At 55.9% G+C, this 21,388-nt stretch carries 12 protein-coding genes; 3 read left to right on the plus strand and 9 right to left on the minus strand.

Translation table 11 applies throughout. From position 1 onward, the window contains the following. Positions 1 to 146: 146 nt before the first annotated feature. The 3 genes from FGO67_RS11445 (at position 147) to FGO67_RS17290 (ending at position 10,185) form a co-directional block, all read left to right on the plus strand. Positions 147 to 1,112 carry a universal stress protein gene (locus tag FGO67_RS11445; protein WP_203300809.1) on the plus strand — a complete coding sequence of 322 codons (966 nt, stop codon included), beginning with the start codon at positions 147 to 149 and terminating at the stop codon, positions 1,110 to 1,112. Continuing rightward, positions 1,112 to 9,610 carry a glycoside hydrolase family 94 protein gene (locus tag FGO67_RS11450; protein ID WP_203300810.1) on the plus strand — a complete coding sequence of 2,833 codons (8,499 nt, stop codon included), beginning with the start codon at positions 1,112 to 1,114 and terminating at the stop codon, positions 9,608 to 9,610. Before FGO67_RS11445 ends, FGO67_RS11450 begins: the two co-directional genes overlap by 1 nt. A gap of 308 nt (positions 9,611 to 9,918) precedes the next feature. Then, the gene (locus FGO67_RS17290) at positions 9,919 to 10,185 is read left to right on the plus strand and encodes a CsbD family protein (RefSeq protein WP_203300811.1); all 267 of its coding nucleotides are present in this window, start codon (positions 9,919 to 9,921) and stop codon (positions 10,183 to 10,185) included. Positions 10,186 to 10,206: 21 nt separating this feature from the next. Here the strand turns inward: FGO67_RS17290 and FGO67_RS11460 are convergent, their stop codons facing one another. The 9 genes from FGO67_RS11460 to FGO67_RS11500 all read right to left on the minus strand — a co-directional run bounded on the left by FGO67_RS11460 (position 10,207) and on the right by FGO67_RS11500 (position 21,294). Further along, on the minus strand, positions 10,207 to 11,508 hold the full coding sequence (locus FGO67_RS11460) for an MFS transporter (RefSeq protein ID WP_238942341.1): 1,302 nt from the start codon (positions 11,506 to 11,508) through the stop codon (positions 10,207 to 10,209). Positions 11,509 to 11,581: 73 nt separating this feature from the next. Further along, a complete protein-coding gene (locus FGO67_RS11465) occupies positions 11,582 to 12,574 on the minus strand; it encodes a carbohydrate kinase family protein (RefSeq protein WP_238942342.1) in 993 nt (330 codons plus the stop codon). Further along, positions 12,571 to 14,220 carry a glucose-6-phosphate isomerase gene (gene pgi, locus FGO67_RS11470; protein ID WP_203300812.1) on the minus strand — a complete coding sequence of 550 codons (1,650 nt, stop codon included), beginning with the start codon at positions 14,218 to 14,220 and terminating at the stop codon, positions 12,571 to 12,573. Before pgi ends, FGO67_RS11465 begins: the two co-directional genes overlap by 4 nt. Before the next feature lie 19 nt (positions 14,221 to 14,239). Beyond that, entirely contained in the window at positions 14,240 to 15,715 is a 1,476-nt protein-coding gene (locus FGO67_RS11475) for a mannitol dehydrogenase family protein (protein WP_203300813.1), read from the minus strand. Between the two features lie 6 nt (positions 15,716 to 15,721). Then, a complete protein-coding gene (locus tag FGO67_RS11480; RefSeq protein ID WP_203300814.1) occupies positions 15,722 to 16,825 on the minus strand; it encodes an ABC transporter ATP-binding protein in 1,104 nt (367 codons plus the stop codon). A gap of 12 nt (positions 16,826 to 16,837) precedes the next feature. Continuing rightward, entirely contained in the window at positions 16,838 to 17,671 is an 834-nt protein-coding gene (locus FGO67_RS11485; RefSeq protein WP_138441288.1) for a carbohydrate ABC transporter permease, read from the minus strand. A gap of 17 nt (positions 17,672 to 17,688) precedes the next feature. Next, positions 17,689 to 18,636 (minus strand): carbohydrate ABC transporter permease, encoded by a 948-nt coding sequence (locus FGO67_RS11490; RefSeq protein WP_238942343.1) that lies wholly within the window; start codon positions 18,634 to 18,636, stop codon positions 17,689 to 17,691. Positions 18,637 to 18,718: 82 nt separating this feature from the next. Further along, on the minus strand, positions 18,719 to 20,041 hold the full coding sequence (locus tag FGO67_RS11495; RefSeq protein WP_203300815.1) for an ABC transporter substrate-binding protein: 1,323 nt from the start codon (positions 20,039 to 20,041) through the stop codon (positions 18,719 to 18,721). A 356-nt stretch (positions 20,042 to 20,397) separates the two neighbouring features. After that, positions 20,398 to 21,294, minus strand: coding sequence for an AraC family transcriptional regulator (locus FGO67_RS11500; RefSeq protein ID WP_203300816.1), 897 nt, complete (start codon positions 21,292 to 21,294; stop codon positions 20,398 to 20,400). Between the last annotated feature and the right edge of the window lie 94 nt (positions 21,295 to 21,388).

Here is a 21,388-nt window from a genome sequence, read left to right on the forward strand (position 1 = left end):
GCCGCGCTATAAAATTAAGGCGTTCGTCAAGAACGTACTATTCTATAGTGGAGTCTCGCCGCGTTTTACAGGTGTTCAAGACAATCAAGCGTGCTGTCTGATCTCCCCTGTGTCGGTTATCTCCTTACCGCGCAAGGGAGTAAACCATGTTTCAACGTATTGTCGTTCCTCTGGACGGTTCCTGCCTGGCCGAATGGGCACTACCGCATGCCATTAACCTGGTCAGAGCGCTGGATATCCAGCTTGTTCTGATCCGGGTGATGCAACAGGCGGACGGCTCCCACCGGCAATATCCGGCAGACCCAATCGCTCTGGACGCCGTCCAAGCCGAAGCCGCAGCTTACCTGGATTCGGTGGCCTCCAAACTGGGTGCGCTTGGCTTGCACCCGGAAACCAGAATTCTTGAAGGCGAAACCGTTGATCAGATTATTAACTTCGTTCGCCAGGATGGGCAGACGCTTCTCGTCATGACAAGCCACGGCATTGGTGGCATCAGCCATTACATGCTGGGCAGCGTCGCTCATAAATCGATCCTGCAGGCGCACGTATCGTTCCTTCTGGTGCGGGCCTTCAGCGATCAGTGCCAAACGCTGCAGGAATATCACTACAACCGGATCACGGTCCCTCTGGATGGCAGCAGTCGATCTGAGTGTGTGCTGCCCATTGTTGAGCTTTTGTCACGCCACAATGAAAGCACCGTTGATCTTATCTCCGTTGTGCCCTCGCTGGGACATCACTATCAGATTGATAAAAATGACAGCCGGCTCGGCAAGGTGCTGGAGCTGCAGACCGAATTCAAAGAAAGACTCGTAGCTTACCTGGACCGTATCGGGGACCGGCTCAAGAACGAGAGCCTGCACGTCCAGACCCAGGTAAAGATTGCGGACTCACCGATTTCGACAATTTGGGAAGTGACCCGAAAAGCCCAGTCAGACCTGGTCATCATGGCCGCCCACGGCCGGAACTGCGTCAATCACTGGCCACTGGGCGCGCTACCCCTTAATGCCCTTGTCTATGGCGAGACTCCTTTGTTGGTACTCCAGGATCTGGAGCCAGAAGAAATAGAACCTACCTTTGCCGAGAAAGCCGCCGCAGAAGCCTGGGGGCATTAATGACAACGGAGACCGATCAGATAGGCCAGATGGACTCGGAAGCCACCGGCGCAGATGCCTCATGCAAGCGAGATCTGCAAAGCCAGTGGTCTGCGATTGGTCCCGGCTCTCGTGCGCCACACCACGATCTTTCCAGCACTTTAAGTGGTTTCGACAAACAGCTCGATCGAACCCATAAAGAGTTGCTGGCTCTGCGCAGTAATCCGTCTGCGGCTGGCCCCTGGATCGACTGGTACCTCGATAATGAATACCTGATTCGACGAATTTTGCGCATGCTGCGCAGAGATTTGTCGGCCGCCTTCGTTGCCCACTTGCCTCGATTGATATCGGGCCCGGCGACGGGTCTTCCGCGCGTCCAGGACATGGCAAGGGTCGTGTTGGACCTTTCCGAGCTGAAATTCGACCAGAACGTTCTTGAAGTGCTTGTCCTGGAGCAGAGAGACTCTGCCCCTCTAAACACCGCAGAGCTCTGGGCCTTCCCTCTATTTCTTCGTTATCAGGCAATCAAACTTATTCAGGAAACGGTTCACCGGCGGATTGTCGAGCTGAGGTCCAGACATGAGCTTGACGGCATGGTCGATATCGACAGTCGTGATGTGGTCGCTGACTGTGTCCAGAGTTTGCACCGCCTGCAACGTACCAGTTGGCAGAATTTCTTCGAGCGCACCTCTCAAGTTGAACTCTTGCTGAGACAGGATCCCGCCGGTGCGTACCGGCAGATGGATTTTACCACCCGAGACCGATATCGAAGTCGCGTGGAGCAGCTGGCGAGACGCAGCCAGCTGGATGAACTGGGAGTGGCGCGTTGTGCGCTGGAGCTTGCCAATGACGCCAGAAAAAAACCGAATGGCAACGCGCCCGCGGCGAGCCATGTGGGGTATTTCTTGATTGGTGAAGGGTATCGGATTCTTGAGGAAAAGGTGTCCGTCCGTCCGTTGATTTGGACGAGGTTGCGGCGGTGGGCTGTGCGTCACCGTCTGGCACTCTACTTCTCCGTCTTGGGAATATTCGCAACTGTCCTGTTTGCGCTCCCGACGCTCTACTCTTTGTATACCGGAAATCTGCTGCACTCCATTACGGTTATGCTGGTGGTCATAGTGCCTGCTCTGGTTTTGGCATCAGTGCTACTAAACTGGCTGATAACATTATGGATTCCACCAAGAGTCCTGCCCAAAATGGATTTTAGACGGGGCATTCAACAAGACCACAAAACCGCTGTTTGCATGGCACTGCTCATTGGGCAAGAACGTGACATCAAGACTTCCCTGGCCCATCTCGAGAAACACTATCTGGCAAACCCCGACCAACAGCTTCGTTTTGGGTTGCTGACTGGACTTTTTGATGCCACCGAAGCGACCACACTGAAGGACCAACATCTTTTGACCTGCCTCGATGCAGGTATCGTTGAACTGAACAGACGGTATGACCACGACGGACACGCACCTTTTTTCTGGATGCATCGAGCTCGGTGTTTTAACCCGCACGAGGCAGTCTGGATGGAGTGGGAACGAAAGCGGGGCAAACTCAAGGAATTCAATCATTATCTGCTCACCGGCGAACTGGGATCTTTCACACACACAGCGGGTGACATTGAGTGGTTGCGACAGGCCCGTTATGTGATCACGCTGGACGCAGACACCTTGCTGCCGGTCGGAGGCGCTCAGCGGCTGGTAGGTACCATCGCCCACCCCCTCAATCAGCCAGTCTGGGACGAACAAACCGGCGAAGTCCTGTCTGGCTTCAGCATTCTGCAGCCACGGGTTGAGATCAACCCAATCACCGCTACTCGCAATATATTCACACGGATCTTTTCCGGCGACCGCGGTCTGGATCTCTATACGCTGGCCGTCTCTGAGGCCTATCAGGATCTGTTTGGCGAGGGTATTTTTACCGGCAAAGGCCTCTATCACGTAGAGGCTTTCGTCGCCAGCCTCCGCAATGCCGTACCGGAAGAGGCAGTACTCAGTCACGATCTCTTTGAGGGGATTCATGGCCGTACGGCGCTGGTTAGCGACATTGTGATGTATGAGGAATATCCCCCCGAGTACCTCTCTTTTAGTCGAAGGCTGCATCGGTGGATTCGAGGGGATTGGCAACTCGTGCCGTGGTTGTTGCCCAAGGTTCCCTCCGAAAGTGGCGAGAAACAACCCAACCGGCTCAATGGCCTTCATCGTTGGCAACTCGCCCACAACCTTTTGCGCAGCCTCCTGGCGCCCTGGTTGCTACTGCTTCTCTTTCTTGGCTGGTTTGCCTTGCCCGGATCGCCGCTCCACTGGACTACGTTGGCGTTAATTACGCTTCTGGTTCCGACTCTGACCGGTGTTGTGGGACTGGCTCATGCCACCATCCGCAGAAGACGCTCATCCGAGCACGTACGTAACCTGAAAGGAGATTTGAAGCGCTGGGTTCTGGCGGTTGCCTTTCTGCCGCAGGAGGCGGCAATAACAACAGATGCGATAGTTCGGTCGTTGTACCGCACGAATGTGAGTCACCGGCACTTGCTGGAATGGTCGCCGGCCGCACTTGAAGCCGGGCGCGCCAACTGTTCTTTACCGCACCATTATTGGCGAGCGATGGGGGTAGGCCCGCTCGCTGCGATTGTAACTGCGGCAGCGCTTGCCTTTTCAACGACCTCCCTACTTCTCTTCGCTGCTCCGGTACTGCTCTTATGGTTGGTGTCGCCGCAACTGGCCTATCTGGCCAAACAAGATCGCACGCCCCCCGTTGAAAAGATACGGTCAGAGGACAGAACACATCTCAGACGCTTGGCACGCCGCACCTGGTACTTTTTCGAACGTTTCGTTGGGCCGGAAGATCACTGGCTACCACCAGACCATTTTCAGGAGGACCCCAAAGGCGTCATTGCCCACCGCACGTCTCCGACCAACATTGGGTTACTGCTGGTCAGTAATCTGACGGCCTATGACATGGGGTATATCGATGCGCAGGAACTGACCATACGTTCACGGAACACCTTGCGGACACTAGGTAAAATGCCCCGTTTTCGCGGCCACATCCATAACTGGTGTGACACCCAGCACCTAACCACACTTCCACCGGCTTACGTTTCTACTGTCGACAGCGGCAACCTCCTTGGGTCGTTTCTGACCCTTAAGCAAGGGCTCCTGGGTATTGCCAAAGATAAAGTTTGGCGTTTCGGTCACTTCGAGGGACTGCTCGACACCATTGGAGTCCTCGAAGATTCCCTGGAGGAATATCCCTCAACCGAGCCTCGCAAGCGGCTGGCAAAGGAGCTGGTCGACCTCCGGCAGCTTGTCATGGGCGCAGCCCGACGTCCGGAACAATGGCCAGACCTGATTGAAAAACTGGAACGTCACCTGAACCGGCAGGTGGACCCGGCCGTCCAGAGACTGCAGAGGGAGCCAAAATCCCTGCCTCCGGAAACCCTTGCCGATATGCGGCTCTGGCTTGAACGTTCACATCACCACATGAAGCGAATGAAGCAGAGCCGGGAGCAGTTCTTGCCCTGGTGGTCGAGGCTTGAAACCCGACCGAAATTCGCAACCAGTGAACTGTCTTCAGCCAAAAAACAATGCTGGGACTCACTGATTAACTCGCTGGTTCAGCCCATGTCTTTTGCTGAACTTGCCTCAATGCCCAAACAGATGGAACCAGAGTTGGCCGAATTGATGCCGGCTAACGGGAAGAATGACCTTCCCGAAGTTGCGCGACAGTGGCTTACAACCGTAACCGCTCAAATTCGAGCGGCAGCGAAAGCAGCCGAGGCACTTATCAAATCCGCTACGGAACTGGCAGAAACCTGCGAGCTATGGTTTGAAAGCACCGACATGACTTTTTTGTACGACAAGGAAAAAAAGGTCTTCAGAATTGGTTACGACGTGGATCAGGGGAAGCTGGATGAGAATGCCTACGACCTGCTGGCGTCGGAGGCACGACTGGCGAGTTTCCTTGCTATTGCCAAGGGTGAGGTGGCAGCAGATCACTGGATTCATCTGGGCCGCCCTCTGACTCTGGAGAACGGACAAGCCCTCCTGCTCTCCTGGAGCGGCACTATGTTCGAGTATTTGATGCCCCAGTTGATGATGCGCGAACCGGCAACGACCCTGCTTGGCCAAAGTGGCCGGATCGCCATTGACCATCAAATCCGTTACGCCAGCAACCACGACCGGCCCTGGGGCATCTCAGAGTCCGGCTACAGTCTTCTGGACGGTGCACAGAACTATGCCTACCACGCGTTTGGCGCGCCCGAATTGTCACTCCGGAGCAACAAGGGTGCGGAAGATTGGGTAATCACGCCTTACGCGACATTCCTCGCCCTGCACTGGCGGCCACAGGCCGCCTTCGATAACCTCAAGCGGCTCGAAAAAATGGGCATGCTGGGTCGATATGGCTTTTTCGAAGCGTTGGACTTCACCGAGCGTCGCATGGAGGTCGGCTCCACTTACAGCATTGTGCGGAGTTACATGGCACACCATCATGGCATGTCCCTGATCAGTTTGGGGATTGCCTTGGATACCAAGAACGCAGTTTCGCGGTTCTCCAGTGATCCCAGAGTGCAAGCCAGCGAGCTTTTCTTACAGGAACGAATTTCGCTGGACGTGGAGGTGGAATACCCCACCTACAGCGAAGAACAGGCACCGCCGTCCGGCGGTCTACAGGCAGCGCCGATCACTCCATGGGACGTTCCCCTGGACAGCCCAACCCCACGGGTGCATTTATTGTCCAACGGCCGCCTGAGCGTCCTCGCATCCAGCTGGGGTGCTGGGGGAACCAGCTGGAAGTCCGATGCCATCACCCGCTGGCGGCCCGATGCCACCGAGCAGCGCTGGGGCAATTGGATATATTTGCAGGATCGCGATAGCAGGGATCTTTGGTCCATTTCACGGGCTCCTATGAGCAGAAGAGGCGTGCGCGAATACGTTCGTTTCTTCAGTCACTGCGTTGAATACAAACGGCAGGACCAGAATCTGGTCCAGACCCTTGAGGTCACTGTCTCGCCCTGGCATGACGTCGAGTTACGTCGCATTTCATTGACCAACCATGGCGATAAATCCCGCAATCTCAGACTGACCAGCTACGCCGAAATGGTTCTCGCAGATCCGAGGGCAGATAGTCAGCACCCGGCCTTTGGCAACCTGTTCGTACATTCCGAATTCCTGGCCGACCAATCTCTGCTGATTTTCGAGCGTCGCACCCGTGATCCCGGGGCTAAGGCGCCCGTCGTGGGCGAATGCCTGATCGGTATTTCAGGCGTCATCACACCCACTGCCATTGAAACCGACCGCGCTAAATTCATCGGCCGCGGTGGCTCCTATGCGCATCCCGCAGCACTGGAGTCCAGCGAGGGGCTCTCAGGTTCACTGGGCTACACGCTCGATCCGGTGGCGGCGCTGCAAACGGATGTGATTCTGGAACCGGGGGCTTCAGTCCAACTGGCATTTCTGAGATTCGTTGGCGATTCGCGTGAGGATGTTCTGGCCTCAGCCGCACGCTTTGCTTTCTGGCCACGCGTTCAACGAACCTTCGAAGAAGGCGAAGGTCAGGCCTGTCAGGATCTGTGGCGAAACCAATTGAGCAACGACGAATTCCGCAAGGTCATTGCCCTCACCTCTGCGCTGATCTGTTCGCCACCAAAACTCAGGGCACCTGTGGCCGTGCTTTCGGCAAATCGTTTGCAACAGGCCAACCTCTGGGGCGTCGGAATCTCAGGGGATTTCCCGATAATTCTGGTTAAGGTGGGACGTGAGGCCGATGTCGATACAGCACACCTTTTACTAAAAGCACATACCTTCTGGCGTAGACGCAATTTCAAAGTGGACCTGGTGCTGCTCAACATTGGCGACAGCGGTTATGAGGGCACGACACAGGACACCATTCGAAGGCTATTGGCGAAACACAACGTTGAGCCCTTTGTTGGTGGTCGTGGTGCCATTTTCCCCTTGACGGCTGATTCGCTTGGCACGGAAGAGGTGGTGCTGCTGGAAACCGCGGCGAAGCTGGTCCTGGATGCTTCTGGGTCATCCCTTGCACACGCGCTGCAGCTGCTCGAGCAGCGTGAATCCCCTCTGCCCAAATTGCATGTCAGACCCTCCAGTACGATGCCGTTTGAGGAACAAAAGCTTGCGCCCATCGAGGACCTGCGCTGCTTCAACGGGCACGGTGGCTTCTCCGCAGATGGCCGGGAGTATGTGATCAATGTTAGCCACAGCTGCCCCACCCCGGCACCCTGGATCAATGTGATCGCCAACCCGATCTTCGGCACCATCGTCTCGGAGGCCGGGGGCGGCTACAGTTGGTTCCAGAACAGCGGAGAAAATCGCCTGACAAGCTGGCGTAACGACCCGGTGCTCGATGAGCCATCCGAGTGTCTCTACCTGCGCGACGAAGAAACGGGTGCGCTCTGGTCTGCCACGGCTAAACCGGTGCCCCATGAATCTGAGTACCGGACGAGACACGGTGCTGGTTACTCTTGCTTCGAACATGTCCGACACGGCGTTCAATCGGAAATGACCGTTTTCGTGCCCCCCGAAGATCCGGTAAAAGTGGTGCGTCTGGTTCTTCGTAATCGCTCAAACAGGATTCGGCGAGTCACGCTGACGTATTACGCCGAATGGATTCTGGGAACACGCCGCGAGGATACCAGTGCTTATTTGCAGCCGGCATTTTTGCCAGAACAGCGCGCCCTGATCACAGCCAACCCGTACAACCCTGACTGGCCAGATCAGATTGCCTTTCTGGCAACAGACCACGCAGTTCACGGCTACACCACCGATCGGACTGAGTTCATTGGTCGCCCCGGCAGCCTGGCTAATCCGGCGGCCTTGAAACGGGTGGGCCTGAACAACCGCGTTGAACCAGGGCGAGATCCCTGCGCTGCGCTCCAGATACACGTTGAGCTGCCCGCCAACGGCGAACACACCGCCGTGTTCTTCCTCGGCGCCGGACAGAATTTTGAAACTGCCGTTGATCTGATCAACCGCTATCAACAACCCGCAATGTTCGACACCGCCTGGCAGGCAAGCCAAAGCTATTGGCGGGAAACCCTTGACGCGGTGACCCTGGATAGCCCGGATGAGAGCGTCGACTTCATTTTTAACCAGTGGCTTGTCTACCAGACACTTGCCTGTCGGCTGTTCGGCCGCAGTGGTCTTTATCAGTCCAGTGGTGCCTTTGGCTTCCGAGATCAGTTACAGGATTCCATGGCCCTGCTGCATACCCGGCCGGAGGTCTGTCGTAACCAGATTCTCGCTGCAGCGGCCCGTCAATTCCCCGAAGGCGACGTGTTGCACTGGTGGCACCCGCCCCATGCCCGCGGCGTCAGAACTCGAATCTCCGATGACCTTGTCTGGTTACCACTGGTTGTCAGTGAGTATCTGGAGCTGACCGGAGACGTTCAGGTTCTGGATGAGAAGGTTCCCTGGCTATCCGGGGAACCGCTTGCCGACGGTGAAGCGGAACGATACGCCCATTTTGATGTGTCCGACGACAAGGCGTCGGTTTACGACCACTGCCTCCGTGTTCTTGAACGCGCCAATCGTTTGGGGCCCCACGGCATACCGCTCATTGGCGGTGGTGACTGGAACGATGGGATGAACCGGGTTGGTCTCGGTGGTCAGGGGGAAAGCGTATGGATGGGGTGGTTCCTGATTATGACACTGCAACGGTTCAGTCACGTTGCAACGGCACGAGGCGATCAGGCAACGGCCGAAAAACTCGCGACTCGCGCGGACAATCTTGCTGACAAGCTTCATCAGAGTGCCTGGGATGGCAGCTGGTACCGCCGCGCCTATTATGACGATGGCACACCGATGGGCTCTGCAGGCCAGCCAGCCTGCGAGATTGACTCCATACCCCAGTCCTGGGCCGTTCTCTCGGGGGCAGCGGATACTGACCGCACAATAAAGGCAATGAACGCTGTCTGGAAGAAACTGGTGCGCCCCGACCCCGGTCAGGTGTTGCTGTTTACACCGGCCTTCAGAGGCCGAGGCGAGGGCCAGCCCGACCCCGGATACATCGCGGCCTATCCGCCTGGAGTCAGGGAAAACGGGGGGCAATACACCCATGCCGCCTGTTGGACAGGTATGGCGTTTGCGGCCATGGGAGATGCAACAAGAGCGAGCGCCGTTCTGGATTGCCTGAATCCAGTGAAACACGGGAATTCCGAAAAGCGCATTGCCCAGTACCAGGTAGAGCCCTATGTGTTGGCGGCGGACATATATGGCGAACCACCTCACATCGGGCGCGGCGGCTGGACCTGGTATACGGGATCTGCCGGCTGGTTGTACCGGTTTATCCTCGAGGGCGTTCTCGGTATCCGCCGGGTTGGCAACCAGCTTCAAATTAAACCCTGCCTACCACCCCATTGGCCGGGCTACACCTTGCGGTACCGCTATGGTCAAACGATCTATCGGATAACCGTTAAGAGAGAATCAGAGGCCTCATCAGTTGCAAAGGAGCCAAGCTACTTAGCGCTCACTGATGACGGTAAAACCCATGACATTACTATAGAAATTTAATGGCTTGCTCCGATCGGCACGTTCATCAGCCTTAGCTGTTCCTCGAGGAGGTCATGCTCAGCTGGACTGATCTGAGCCACTTTATCGCCCTACTCTTAGGCCAGATTCTCCATCAATCCCATGAACTAATTGTAACTGCCGGCTACCTTGTCGCCACCAGGTAGGTATGTGACCGTAATTAACGAAGTAATATCGCTTTAACAGAGCACCTAGGCATTACTTCGAAAAGTCAGTTCCAATCTACGAAAAGCCTAAGATCTGGATCCTGAATCAACGGAGCGATCTTCATGGCAACAAGGAGGAAGGCTATGAACAACGATATTATGGAAGGCAAATGGAGACAGCTTAAAGGTAAAGTGCGCGAAAGCTGGGGTAAATTGACGGACGACGAAGTCGATCAAATCGCAGGAAAGAAAGACCATTTTGTTGGAAAGCTTCAGGAAAAGTACGACGTCGAGAAAGACGAAGCGGAGAAAGAGTGGGACAAACTCACTAAACAACCGTCATTCCATCTTGATGCCAGGCCGATGGTACCTTCCGTGCCATCGGCCACCATCCCTTTTGCTCTCGCTTGATTTTAACGCCAGGCCCCTTCCTCAGGCAGACACCGCCAGCTTGGTTCTTTGCGACCAAGTGAGCTCCTTAATGGGTAGATGTATCAACGCCGACAACGCCCCGACTCCCACACCGACCCACCAGACCAGCGTGTAATCGTTGTAGAGATCGTACAAGGCACCGCCCAGCCATACGCCCAGGAAGCCACCCAGCTGGTGCGAGAAAAACACCACGCCGTAAAGTGTTCCCATGTATTTCAGGCCGTAGATATGAGCTACCAATCCGGAAGTCAGTGGCACGGTTGCCAGCCAGAGTGATCCCATCGAAACCGAGAACAGGACAACTGTTTCCGGGGTGATCGGCGCCATGATGAAGGCCGCGGATACCAGAGTTCGCAATAAGTAGATTGTCGCCAGCAGATACTTTCTCGAGTATTTGTGCCCCAGCCACCCCGCAAGCAGCGTTCCACCGATGTTGAATAAACCTATGAGTGCTATGGAAATGGCGCCAAGTCCCGATGCGGATGTCACGCCCAGTACATAGAGCAGACTGTCGGTCCCAATAGGGCCACACATTTCGGTGATAAAGGCTGGGAAGTGCGCGGTGATGAAGGCCAGTTGGTAGCCACAGGAGAAGAAGCCGATGAAGATGAACCAAAAAGTGGGATCCTTAAGCGCGCGCTTGAGTACCACGCCCATGGGCTCTTCTGCCACGGTCGACTGGGTCGGTTTCGGAGCGCGCATCAGCATCAGAGCCAACATGGACACCAGAACAAACCCAGCAAAGATGATAAACACCGATTGCCAGGGCATCTGGCTCAACAGCGCTTGCGCCACCGGCGGCCCGACGATTTGACCCGCAGAACCGGCGGCAGTGGCAATGCCCAGTGCCATAGACCGGTTTTTGTCGGAGGCCGCACGTCCGACCACGGCCAGAATAACGCCAAAGCCGGTACCCGCGATCCCGAAACCAACCAATATTTCCAGCAACTGATGCTGGCCCGGCGTGATGGCAAAGGCCGACAACACCAGGCCCACCACGTACACCACACCGCCGGTGAGAATGGCTTTGCGATCACCATAGCGCTCGGCGAACGCGCCGAAAATCGGCTGACCGATTCCCCAGAACAGGTTCTGAATGGCGATAGCGAGAGAAAACGATTCCCTGGGCCAGGCGAACTCCAGTGCAATCGGCAGCTGGAACAAGCCAAAGGAAGCGCGCACTGCGAAACTCACCAGAATGATGATGCAGCCAGCAATGAGGACCGGGTTGATCAATCGGTCGTATGTGCCCGGGGAGGATCCATCCAGCGCTTTGCCTTCGCCACTTTTAACGACATTCATTTAGCTGCCTTTGCTTATCCATCGTGCTAGGTGATCTTGTCACTTTCTAGCTGATTTTGCCTTATAAAGCAGCTCAATAACTAAGAAAGGCCTCCACATCTTCAATGCCAGGCAACGAGGTAAACGCCCCGGCGTGGGTTACGGCGTGGGCGCCGCAGGCACTGGCAAAGGTCAGAATGCTTTCCAGCCGCTGCTGATCGGTACCCAGCCCTTCCAGGCCTGCTACCGACATATCCAGCTCAGATAGGCGATACAGCAAACCACCAACGAACGCGTCCCCGGCGGCAGTGCTATCGACCATCTGGACATTGGGTGGCTGGATCGAACCGCTGTGATAAGCGGTGTGGTAACGCAGTGGTTTTCCGCCATCGGTGATCAGCACCAGCGAAGCACCGGCGTTTAATATCTGCTTTAACACCTGGGCTTCGTCGGTGTGCCGGCACAGGAAGGCGAGCTCTTCGGCGGATAACTTCACCAGGTCCGCTTGTTCGACACACGCCCACACCGATTCAAACGGGTCGGCGCCTTCCGGCCAGAGATTGTGCCTAAGGTTCATGTCGAAGCTGACAAGCCAGCCGGCCGCTCGCGCAGTTTCCAGACCGGCCAGAGTAGCTTCGAGGATGCCTGGCTCAGTCAGCGTGTTGGAGCAGAAATGGAAAATGCCACGTTCCTCAAACCATTCCTGCTGAAACTCGTGGGGGCCGAACAGCAAGTCCGCGGAAGGCCCGCGATAGAACTCAAAGCTTCGTTCGCCGTCTTTATCCAGCGATACAAACGCCAGGGCGGTTTTCGCCTCTTTGGTTTGCAGCAGATAGTCCGTGCGTACCTTCATGGCCTCAAGCGATTGAGCCAGAAAATCACCAAACATGTCGGCGCCGACTTTACCGGCAAAATAACTGTTCCCACCGAGTTTCCCAATTGCTGCGGCCACATTGGCTGGCGCACCTCCCGGGTATTTGGTGAAGCGCTCGTTCTCCGATCCATCACCCTGCCCGTCCTGGGCATCGTTTACCCGGCTCGACAACATGTCTACCAAAAGTTCACCAAACGAAATGACTTTAATCATTGGGTGCCACTCTCCTCAGCCATTAAGCCCGCATTGGTCGCGGAGTTTGGCGATGCTGTGCTCGCAGCGAGATGCTGATTAACGATCGCCATCAGACCCTGGGTTGATGGATCGTACTCATTGCTCTTGCCGTCAATATCACGGCTGATGTCATTGGCTAGCCGCTTGCCGAGCTGCACGCCCCACTGGTCGAATGAGTTGATGTTCCAGACGGCACCCTGCACGAAAACCTTATGTTCATAGAGTGCGATCAAGGCGCCCAGATTCCGGGGGCTCAGTTCGTCCAGCAACAGCACATTGCTTGGGCGATTGCCGGGACAACTGGCGTACTGGTTGTCTTGGGTGTCGCCATTCATGAACGCATTGGCCTGGGCCAGCATATTGGTCAGTAAGGCAAAGTGATGTTCTTTGGTTTCTTCATCGGCTTTCAGTGACGCAATGAAGTCGATGGGAACGAACCGGGTGCCCTGGTGCAGCAGCTGGAAAAAGGCATGCTGGCCGTTGGATCCGGTTTGCCCCCACACGATGGGGCCGGTAGCGTGGCTGACCGGGTTGCCATCAATGTCCACGGACTTGCCATTGCTCTCCATATCCAGCTGCTGAAGGAATGCCGGCAGCTGGTGCAAGGCCTGGTCGTAAGGGATGATCGCCTGGGTTTCGGCACCCAGGAAATTAATATTCCAGATGCCGATAAGGGCCAGAAGGACCGGCATGTTGGCCTCCAATGGCGCATTCAGGAAGTGCTGGTCCATGGTGAAGGCGCCGTCGAGGAGCTCGACAAAGGCGTCGTACCCGATGCTCAGCGCAATGGGCAAGCCAATGCTGGACCAGAGTGAATAGCGGCCACCCACCCAGTCCCAAAATTCGAAGATGCTGTCCTCGCGGATGCCAAATTCCGTTGCCGCCTGGATGTTGGTCGAAACCGCCACAAAGTGCTGGCCCATGTCGGCTGAGGTGCTATTGGTCTGCTCCTGGAACCAGCGCTTGGCGCTGTTGGCGTTCAATAGGGTTTCCTGGGTAGAGAAGGTCTTGGTCGACACAACAAACAGCGTGGTTTCCGGGTCCAGCCGTTTCAGCACCTTCTTCAGGTGCCGGCCGTCGACGTTGGAAATGAAGTGAACGCTGAGGTCCGGGTGCTGATAATCAAGCAGCGCCCGGCACACCATGCTGGGCCCAAGGTCCGAGCCGCCGATGCCGATATTCACGACGTCGCGGATGCGCTTGCCGGTGTAACCCAGCCATTGCCCGTTCCTGACCTGGTCGGTGAAGGATTTGAGCTTTTCCAGGCTGGCCCGGACATCCGGCATTACGTCGCGGCCGTTGACGATAATCGGCTTGTCACCAAGGTTTCGCAAGGCGATGTGCAGAACCGGACGCTGCTCGGTGACGTTGATGGCCTCCCCGGAAAACATCTGTTCCCGGCGCCGCTGCAGCGGCGAGTGTTTGGCCATTTCTTGTAGAGCGTCCATCACCTTCGGCGAAATTTTGTTCTTGGAGTAGTCCAGAAACAGCTCGCCCACACGCAGACTCATCTTATCGAAACGATCCGGATCGGCTTTGAAATAATCCGCGATCCGATCGTTCCCGGTCTCACTAGCGAGTTGTTCAAGCTTGCTCCAGCACATGGATGTGTCCAGTGCGTTCATATCTGTGCTCCCTAATACTTCAGGCGTCTTGAAGTGACTGAAGGCCCGCAAACACACCGTTGGTTTCCAGCTTGTCGAGTGCCGCATCAAAGGCTTCTTCAAAGTCACTGGAGCTGGCGAGCGTGGTCCCGAAAATATCCGCCATTCCCAGGAATTCCGGGGTCAGGTTGGCCCGGTCTTCAACCACGGATTTCAGCCGCGCGGCCATCGGATCGTTAATCTCGTGGTGCTGGCCCTGCTCATCCTGACCTCGGAGATAAAGCGCCCAGCTGGCGATGATCATAGCCACGCGTGACAGCGGTCGGCCTTCGTTCACCAACGTCTGCACCGTCGGCACCAGGAACTTGGGGATCTTGCTGGAGCCGTCCATACAAAGGCGAGCCAACTGGTCGCCCATTTGAGGATTGGAGAAGCGCTCGATCAGGGTCTGCTTATAGGCGGGAATATCGATACCGGAGATGTCGCCTAGGATCGGCGTTACGTCGTTATCCATAAAGCTTCGGATAAAGTGACTGAACCGCTCATCGGCCATCACCTCGTGGGTGTAGCGGTAACCGGCCAGATACCCGAGATACGCCATAGCAGAGTGGCTGGCATTCAGCAGGCGGATTTTCATGCGTTCGTACGGTGCTACGTTATCCGTGAACTGCACGCCCACCTTTTCCCACTCCGGGCGACCGTTGCAGAAATCGTCCTCGAGCACCCATTGGTAAAAGGGCTCGCAGATCACTGGCCAACCGTCTTCAAGGTCATAATGCTCGGTCAGCCACTGACGATGTTTGTCGCTGGTTCCCGGGGTAATGCGGTCAACCATGCTGCTTGGAAAGCTCACCTTGGCATCAATCCAGCTTGCCAGCTCAGCATTCCTGAGGTTGGCAAAAGCCAGCAAGGCTGAGCGCGCAACGTGGCCATTCTCGGGCAGATTGTCGCAGGACATCACCGTGAACGGTGGCAGATTGCGCGCCCGGCGCCGGTCCAGCGCTTCGGCCAGGTAACCGAACACGGTTCGTGGCTGCTGGGGATGTTCCAGGTCGTGCAGGATGTCCGGATGGCTTGCGTTAAAGCGACCGGTATTGTCATCAACGTTGTAACCACCCTCAGTGATGGTCAGTGAGACAATTTTCACCTGCGGGCTCGCGAGTTTTTCGATCACGGCGTCCTGCTCCTCAGGCGCAAACAGGAAATCCGTGATGGAGCCAATCACGCTCAGTGCGTTGGTGTTGTCGGCGCCCAGTTCGATCAGGGTGTAGAGATGGTCCTGCTTGGATAACACCTGTTGCATGGCTCGATCGCCTTCACGCAGTCCCACACCACAGATCGACCAGTCCGAACTGCCACCGGCCTGCAACAGCTGGTGGGTGTAGACCGCTTCATGGGCACGGTGGAATCCGCCTACGCCGATGTGAACGATGCCGTGCCGGAGGTTGCTCCGGTCATAGGCAGGCACGGACACCTCTGAACTCAATTGGTCCAATGTGGAGTTATTCAATTTCATAGGAGGTCACGCTGCCATTCGGCTGGGTTTCTGAACGGCGTTGCCCTGTTCATCGAACAAATGGCACTCATCCACGTGCAGGCGTAAACCGATGCGATCACCGTAGTTACAGGCAAAATTGCCCGGCATACGGACCGTCAACGTCTCCTGGCCATCAGTCTTCACATAGCAATAGGTATCGCTGCCCAAGCTCTCGGCAATGTCCATGTATCCAGTCAGTGAACTTTCGCTCGGTTCGACCACATCAATATTCTCCGGACGAACGCCAACGGTGACAGCACTGCCCTTACGCAGGTGTTCACTGGCCGCGGGCAAAGTCACAGAGGCACCTGAAGTCAGCTCAACCGTCACGCTGGAGGCGTCGATTGCGGTTACGTTGCCCGGCAGAAAGCTCATCTTGGGCATGCCGAGGAAGCCTGCAACAAAGCGGTTTGCGGGGTTGCGATACAGCTCCAGGGGCGTACCCACCTGCTCTATCCGGCCCTGGTTCAGTACCACAACCTTGTCAGCCAGAGTCATGGCTTCAACCTGATCGTGGGTAACGTAAATCATGGTGGCGTTCAGGTCGTGGTGAAGGCGCGCCAGCTCCAGACGCATCTGCACCCGCAGGGCCGCATCCAGGTTGGACAGCGGCTCATCGAACAGGAAAACCTTGGGCTGGCGCACGATGGCGCGGCCAATGGCCACCCGCTGGCGCTGACCACCGGACAGTTCTTTCGGCTTGCGCTCCAGCAGAGGCTCCAGTTCCAGAATTCGGGCAGCCTCGGATACCTTGGTGCTGATCACCTCCTTGTTTTCTTTCGCCAGCTCCAGTGCAAACGACATGTTTTTGCGCACGGACATATGGGGGTACAAGGCGTAGCTCTGGAACACCATGGCCAGATCCCGTTTGGCCGGGGCCAGATCGGTGATTTCTTTGTGGTCCAGCATAATGTGGCCGCTGGTGACGTCCTCCAGCCCGGCAATGGACCGCAGCAGTGTGGACTTGCCACAGCCTGACGGCCCGACAAACACGACGAATTCGTTGTCTTTGATCTCAAGGTCGATGCCCTTGAGAATTTCGATATCCCCGAAGGATTTCTTGAGGTTCTTTATTGTTAAGTTAGCCATGGGAAATCTCCGTTATTTGACGGCGCCAAAGGACAAGCCGCGAACCAGCTGTTTCTGGCTGATCCAGCCAAAGATAAGAATGGGGGCACAGGCCAGGGTCGATACGGCTGACAACTTGGCCCAGAACAAGCCTTCAGGGCTTGAATAAGATGCGATCAGGGCCGTCAACGGCGCCGCTTCCGAGGCCGTGAGGTTGAGTGACCAGAACGCCTCGTTCCAACTGAGAATCAGTGACAGCAGCACCGTCGCGGCCAGACCGCCTTTGCTCATGGGCAGCAGTACTCGCCAGATCTCCTGGAACAGCGTGGAGCCATCCATTCGAGCAGCCTCAAGTACTTCTTTGGGTATCTCTTTGAAATAGGTGTAGGCCATCCAGATCATGATCGGCAGGTTGATCAACGTGTAGATGATGACCAGTCCGGTTTTGGTATCGAGCAACCCGGTGTCCTTGAACAGCAGGTAAATCGGCACCAGCACGCCAACCGGCGGCAGCATTTTGGTGGACAGCATCCACAGCAGTGTCCCTTTGGTACGCTTGGTCTCAAAAAAGGCCATGGAATAGGCAGCGGGTACGGCGAGCATCATTCCGATGATCGTGGATCCGAAAGACACCACCACCGAATTCCAGGCAAAGTGCAGATAGTCACTGCGTTCGTTAACCAGCGTGTAATTCTCGAGGGTCGGCGAGAAGAACAATTGCGGCGGTGTGGCGAAGGCATCGATCTCTGTTTTAAAGCTGGTCAGCAGCATCCAGAAAATCGGGAAGAAAATGGCCAAGGCCACACCCCACGCCAACACCCCCATAAGCAGAGTGTTAAGGCTACGTCGTTGTTTCAGGCTAAGCATTTTGTAACCTCCGGGAATCATTGTTTTTCTGTCAGGCTTTTGCCGATCAGCCGCACCAGGAAGAAGGCGGCGATGTTGGCCAGCACAACGGCGATCAGGCCACCGGCTGAGGCCAGTCCGACATCGAACTGCAGCAACGCCTGGCTGTAGATGAGGTATGCAAGGTTGGTGGTCTCATAACCTGGGCCACCGCCCGTGGTGGTGAAGATCTCGGCAAAGATCGACAGCAGGAAGATGGTTTCAATCATCACCACAACCGCGATCGGACGAGCAAGGTGCGGCAAGGTGAGATGGAAGAACAGCGCCCACGGACCGGCGCCGTCCAGGCGTGCCGCTTCTTGTTGTTCCTGATCCAGTGACTGCAATGCGGTCATCAGCAGCAGGATGGCAAACGGCAGCCACTGCCAGGACACGATCATGATGATCGAGAACAGCGGAAACTCGGAAAACCAGTCGATTGGCGTAGCGCCGAAGAACTTCCAGATGGCGGCAAAGACCCCTGAAACCGGGTGCAGCAGCAGGTTTTTCCAGATCAGCGCGTTCACTGTCGGCATGATAAAGAACGGTGATATCAGGAGTATCCGGACGATGCCCTGCCCCCAGAACGCCTGGTTAATCAGCAGCGAAATGAGCACACCCAGAACCACCGTGATCAGCAGCACGGCGCCAACAAGTAGCAGTGTGTTACTCATCCCGGCCATAAAACCGAAATCGGTGACAAAGAATTGGAAGTTTTCCAGCCCCACAAATTCGTTATCGCCGGGGTACAGCAGGTTATAGCGAATCAGGGAAAAGTAGATGGTCATCGACAGCGGGATCACCATCCACAGCGCCAGGACGAGCACCGACGGCGACACCATAAAACGATTGATGCGGGAGGTCTTTTTACTCTCTCCCTTGCGGCTGTCCTTTTCGGGTTCCGCGGCGGAGCTCACGGGACCTGCATTCAGAGCGGTTGTCTTCATATCGGTTCTCCGGTGACCCCAAGCAGGCTCCGCCGAAGCGGACCCTGCAGCAGGTCATTGTTGTTTCGTCTTGGCCGGGTATTCAGTTGGAGTAATAGCGGGCGCGAGTCATCTCACGAAGGGTGATCGATTGCGCTGCCTTCAGGGCGTGATCGACCGACATCGACCCTGCCAAGGCACCCGAGATCAGCTTGCCGACCTGGGTTGCGATCGACTGGAACTCAGGGATAGCCGCAAACTGAACGCCCACATAGGGGGAAGGATTCAACGTAGAATCGTTGGGGTCAGCGTTTCCGATTGCTTCCAGTGTGCGGGTCGCAAATGGGGCAGCTTCCAGGTATTCAGCGTTGTTGTAGGTAGAGGTCCGTGTGCCGGGCGGCACATTGGCAATGCCATAGGTTTCTTCAACCAGCTGGCTGTATGCCCGCGAGGTTGCCCAGGTGATAAAGGTCTTTGCCGCTTCTTTGGCATCCGAACTCACCGGAACTGCCAGGGCCCAGGACCACAACCAACCTGAACCTTTAGAGGTTACCTGCTGGGGCGCCAGGGCAAAGCCGATCTGGTCAGCCACCCTACTTTGCGTCTCGTCGGTCAGGAAAGCACCGGCCACCGTAGCGTCCACCCACATGGCACATTTGCCACTGTTGAACAGCGCCAGGTTTTCGTTGAAACCGTTGGAGCTGGCTCCGGGAGGGCCGTAGTTACCGAGCAGATCAACGTAGAAGCTGATGGCGTTCTGCCACTCAGGCCCGGTGAATTCAGGCTTCCAGTTTTCGTCAAACCAGCGAGCACCAAACGCATTAGCCATGGTGGTGATCAGAGCCATGTTTTCGCCCCACCCTGCCTTACCGCGCAGGCAGATACCGTACTGGTCTTCTTCCGGCTTATGGAGTTGCTCGGCAAAGGACTTCATCTGATCCCAGGAGGGCTGGTCAGGCATGCTCAGGCCGTTGGCCTCAAACAGATCCTTGCGGTAGAAGGTCATTGAGCTTTCGGCGTAGAACGGCAGCGCATAAAGCGTGTCATTGTGGGACAGGCCCCCAAGGACTGATGGGAAAATATCCGCCATATCATAGTCGGCCGGCAAATCCTTCATCGGCGTCAGCCAACCCTTTTCACCCCAAATCGGGGCTTCGTACATGCCGATGGTCATGACATCGAATTGGCCGCCGTCTGTTGCGATATCGGTAGTCAGACGCTGCCGCAGGACATTTTCCTCAAGCACTACCCAGTCCAGGTCGATGTGCGGATAAAGCTTTTCGAATTCCTCAGAGAGGCCCTGCATGCGAACCATGTCGCCATTGTTCACCGTGCCAATGGTGACTTTGGTAGCAGCCATTGCGGAGGACGCAACAGCGGTCATGCCAACCGCCATAACCGCGGAAAGATATCGATTGTTGTTCATGCTCGAACCTCTGTTTGTTTTTGGAGTAGGTCGATCAAAATGCTCTGACTTCGTGGAGCTGTTTTTTTTACTGTAGACCCGCCGCGCGCACCACGTTTGGGCACGGCCAATCGCATGGGTCAATTACACGCTCTATGTGAAAACCGAACAAATACGTACCTTGTCATTTTTCTATACTTTTTTGCTGTCCAGTGACCCTGTTCACTCTTAGTGCCGCACCTTTTTAGGGCCCAAGCCGCGCCCCACTGGGGGTTTTCAGGGAGATACGCCCCGAAAATTAGCGAAACAACTATCACCAGAAAGTATTATTCAGGAAGGGCCAACTGACCAATAAACAGGCAGGAGAGAACCAGAGCTCAGCTCTGGTACAGGGCGTCCAGGGAGGTTTTTCGATATTCCGATGGCGTCATCTTCTTCACGTCGTAAAAGCGGCGGTTGAAATTGGCGATGTTATTGAAGCCCACCAGAAAACAGATTTCGGTGATGGGTTCATCGCTGTGAGCAAGGTGCTCGCAGGCTTTGTTGATGCGAAGGCTGTTGATGAACTCAATGAATCGATGCCCCGTGGCCTTCTTGAAGAACTTCGAGAAGTAAGTGGGGCTCACGTTCACATGGGCCGCGACTTCCTCAAGGGAAATACCGGTGTGGTAGTGCTCGAAAATGAGATCCAGGGCCTGATTCAGACGGTTGAGGATTTTTTCGTCGGTAATGGGCAGATAGGTTGAGGAGGACAATACGCGGTAGTCACTCATGGCCGCCAGGAGTTCAATCAGCGACCAGAAGCGGGTCAAACGTCTGAACCCGGTGGATTCAGCCACCTCTTCAAACAACGACACGGCTTTCGGTATCTGAGCGGCGTCCAAAAACTCAATGCCATAAGCCGCCCGTTCCCAAAATGGCCCCAAGGCACGGGTTTCAGGGAACACCGCATCGCAGGCATTAATCAGGTCATGGGAGAAATTGATCACCCGGTCACGCAGTGCCACCCTCTCCCCTTTCTCAATGTGACTGATCCAATTATGAGGAAGGTTTGGTCCAACCAGAATCAGGCTGTTGGGTGAGAAGTTACCAATGTAATCCCCGACAAAGACCTTGCCGGACGTTTCGGTGATCAGGTGGAGTTCGTATTCTTCGTGGTAGTGCCAGCGCACCAACGGGTGCGGGTAGCCGTGATCCAGGTAGCGGATCGACTCATCCCCGCGCTGATCAACCCATTCAAATTCGGGTTTGATGCGTTGCTTCTCCGCGCCCATTCAACCTTCCTTCCGATATTTCCGCTTTCTGCAGTGTACCGTATTCGCCTGGGTTATAAATCTGGAGCTCATTGCTTGAAAGAAAAGGCGGTCC

The sequence above is a fragment of the Marinobacter sediminum genome, from assembly GCF_016820575.1.
Taxonomy (GTDB): Bacteria; Pseudomonadota; Gammaproteobacteria; order Pseudomonadales; family Oleiphilaceae; genus Marinobacter; species Marinobacter sediminum.

Bases quoted from the DNA above. Each gene is read 5' to 3' on its own strand.
- FGO67_RS11445 (WP_203300809.1), top strand. From the start codon at position 147: ATGTTTCAACGTATTGTCGTTCCTCTGGACGGTTCCTGCCTGGCCGAA.
- FGO67_RS11450 (WP_203300810.1), top strand. From the start codon at position 1,112: ATGACAACGGAGACCGATCAGATAGGCCAGATGGACTCGGAAGCCACC.
- FGO67_RS17290 (WP_203300811.1), top strand. From the start codon at position 9,919: ATGAACAACGATATTATGGAAGGCAAATGGAGACAGCTTAAAGGTAAA.
- FGO67_RS11460 (WP_238942341.1), bottom strand. From the start codon at position 11,508: ATGAATGTCGTTAAAAGTGGCGAAGGCAAAGCGCTGGATGGATCCTCC.
- FGO67_RS11465 (WP_238942342.1), bottom strand. From the start codon at position 12,574: ATGATTAAAGTCATTTCGTTTGGTGAACTTTTGGTAGACATGTTGTCG.
- pgi (WP_203300812.1), bottom strand. From the start codon at position 14,220: ATGAACGCACTGGACACATCCATGTGCTGGAGCAAGCTTGAACAACTC.
- FGO67_RS11475 (WP_203300813.1), bottom strand. From the start codon at position 15,715: ATGAAATTGAATAACTCCACATTGGACCAATTGAGTTCAGAGGTGTCC.
- FGO67_RS11480 (WP_203300814.1), bottom strand. From the start codon at position 16,825: ATGGCTAACTTAACAATAAAGAACCTCAAGAAATCCTTCGGGGATATC.
- FGO67_RS11485 (WP_138441288.1), bottom strand. From the start codon at position 17,671: ATGCTTAGCCTGAAACAACGACGTAGCCTTAACACTCTGCTTATGGGG.
- FGO67_RS11490 (WP_238942343.1), bottom strand. From the start codon at position 18,636: ATGAAGACAACCGCTCTGAATGCAGGTCCCGTGAGCTCCGCCGCGGAA.
- FGO67_RS11495 (WP_203300815.1), bottom strand. From the start codon at position 20,041: ATGAACAACAATCGATATCTTTCCGCGGTTATGGCGGTTGGCATGACC.
- FGO67_RS11500 (WP_203300816.1), bottom strand. From the start codon at position 21,294: ATGGGCGCGGAGAAGCAACGCATCAAACCCGAATTTGAATGGGTTGAT.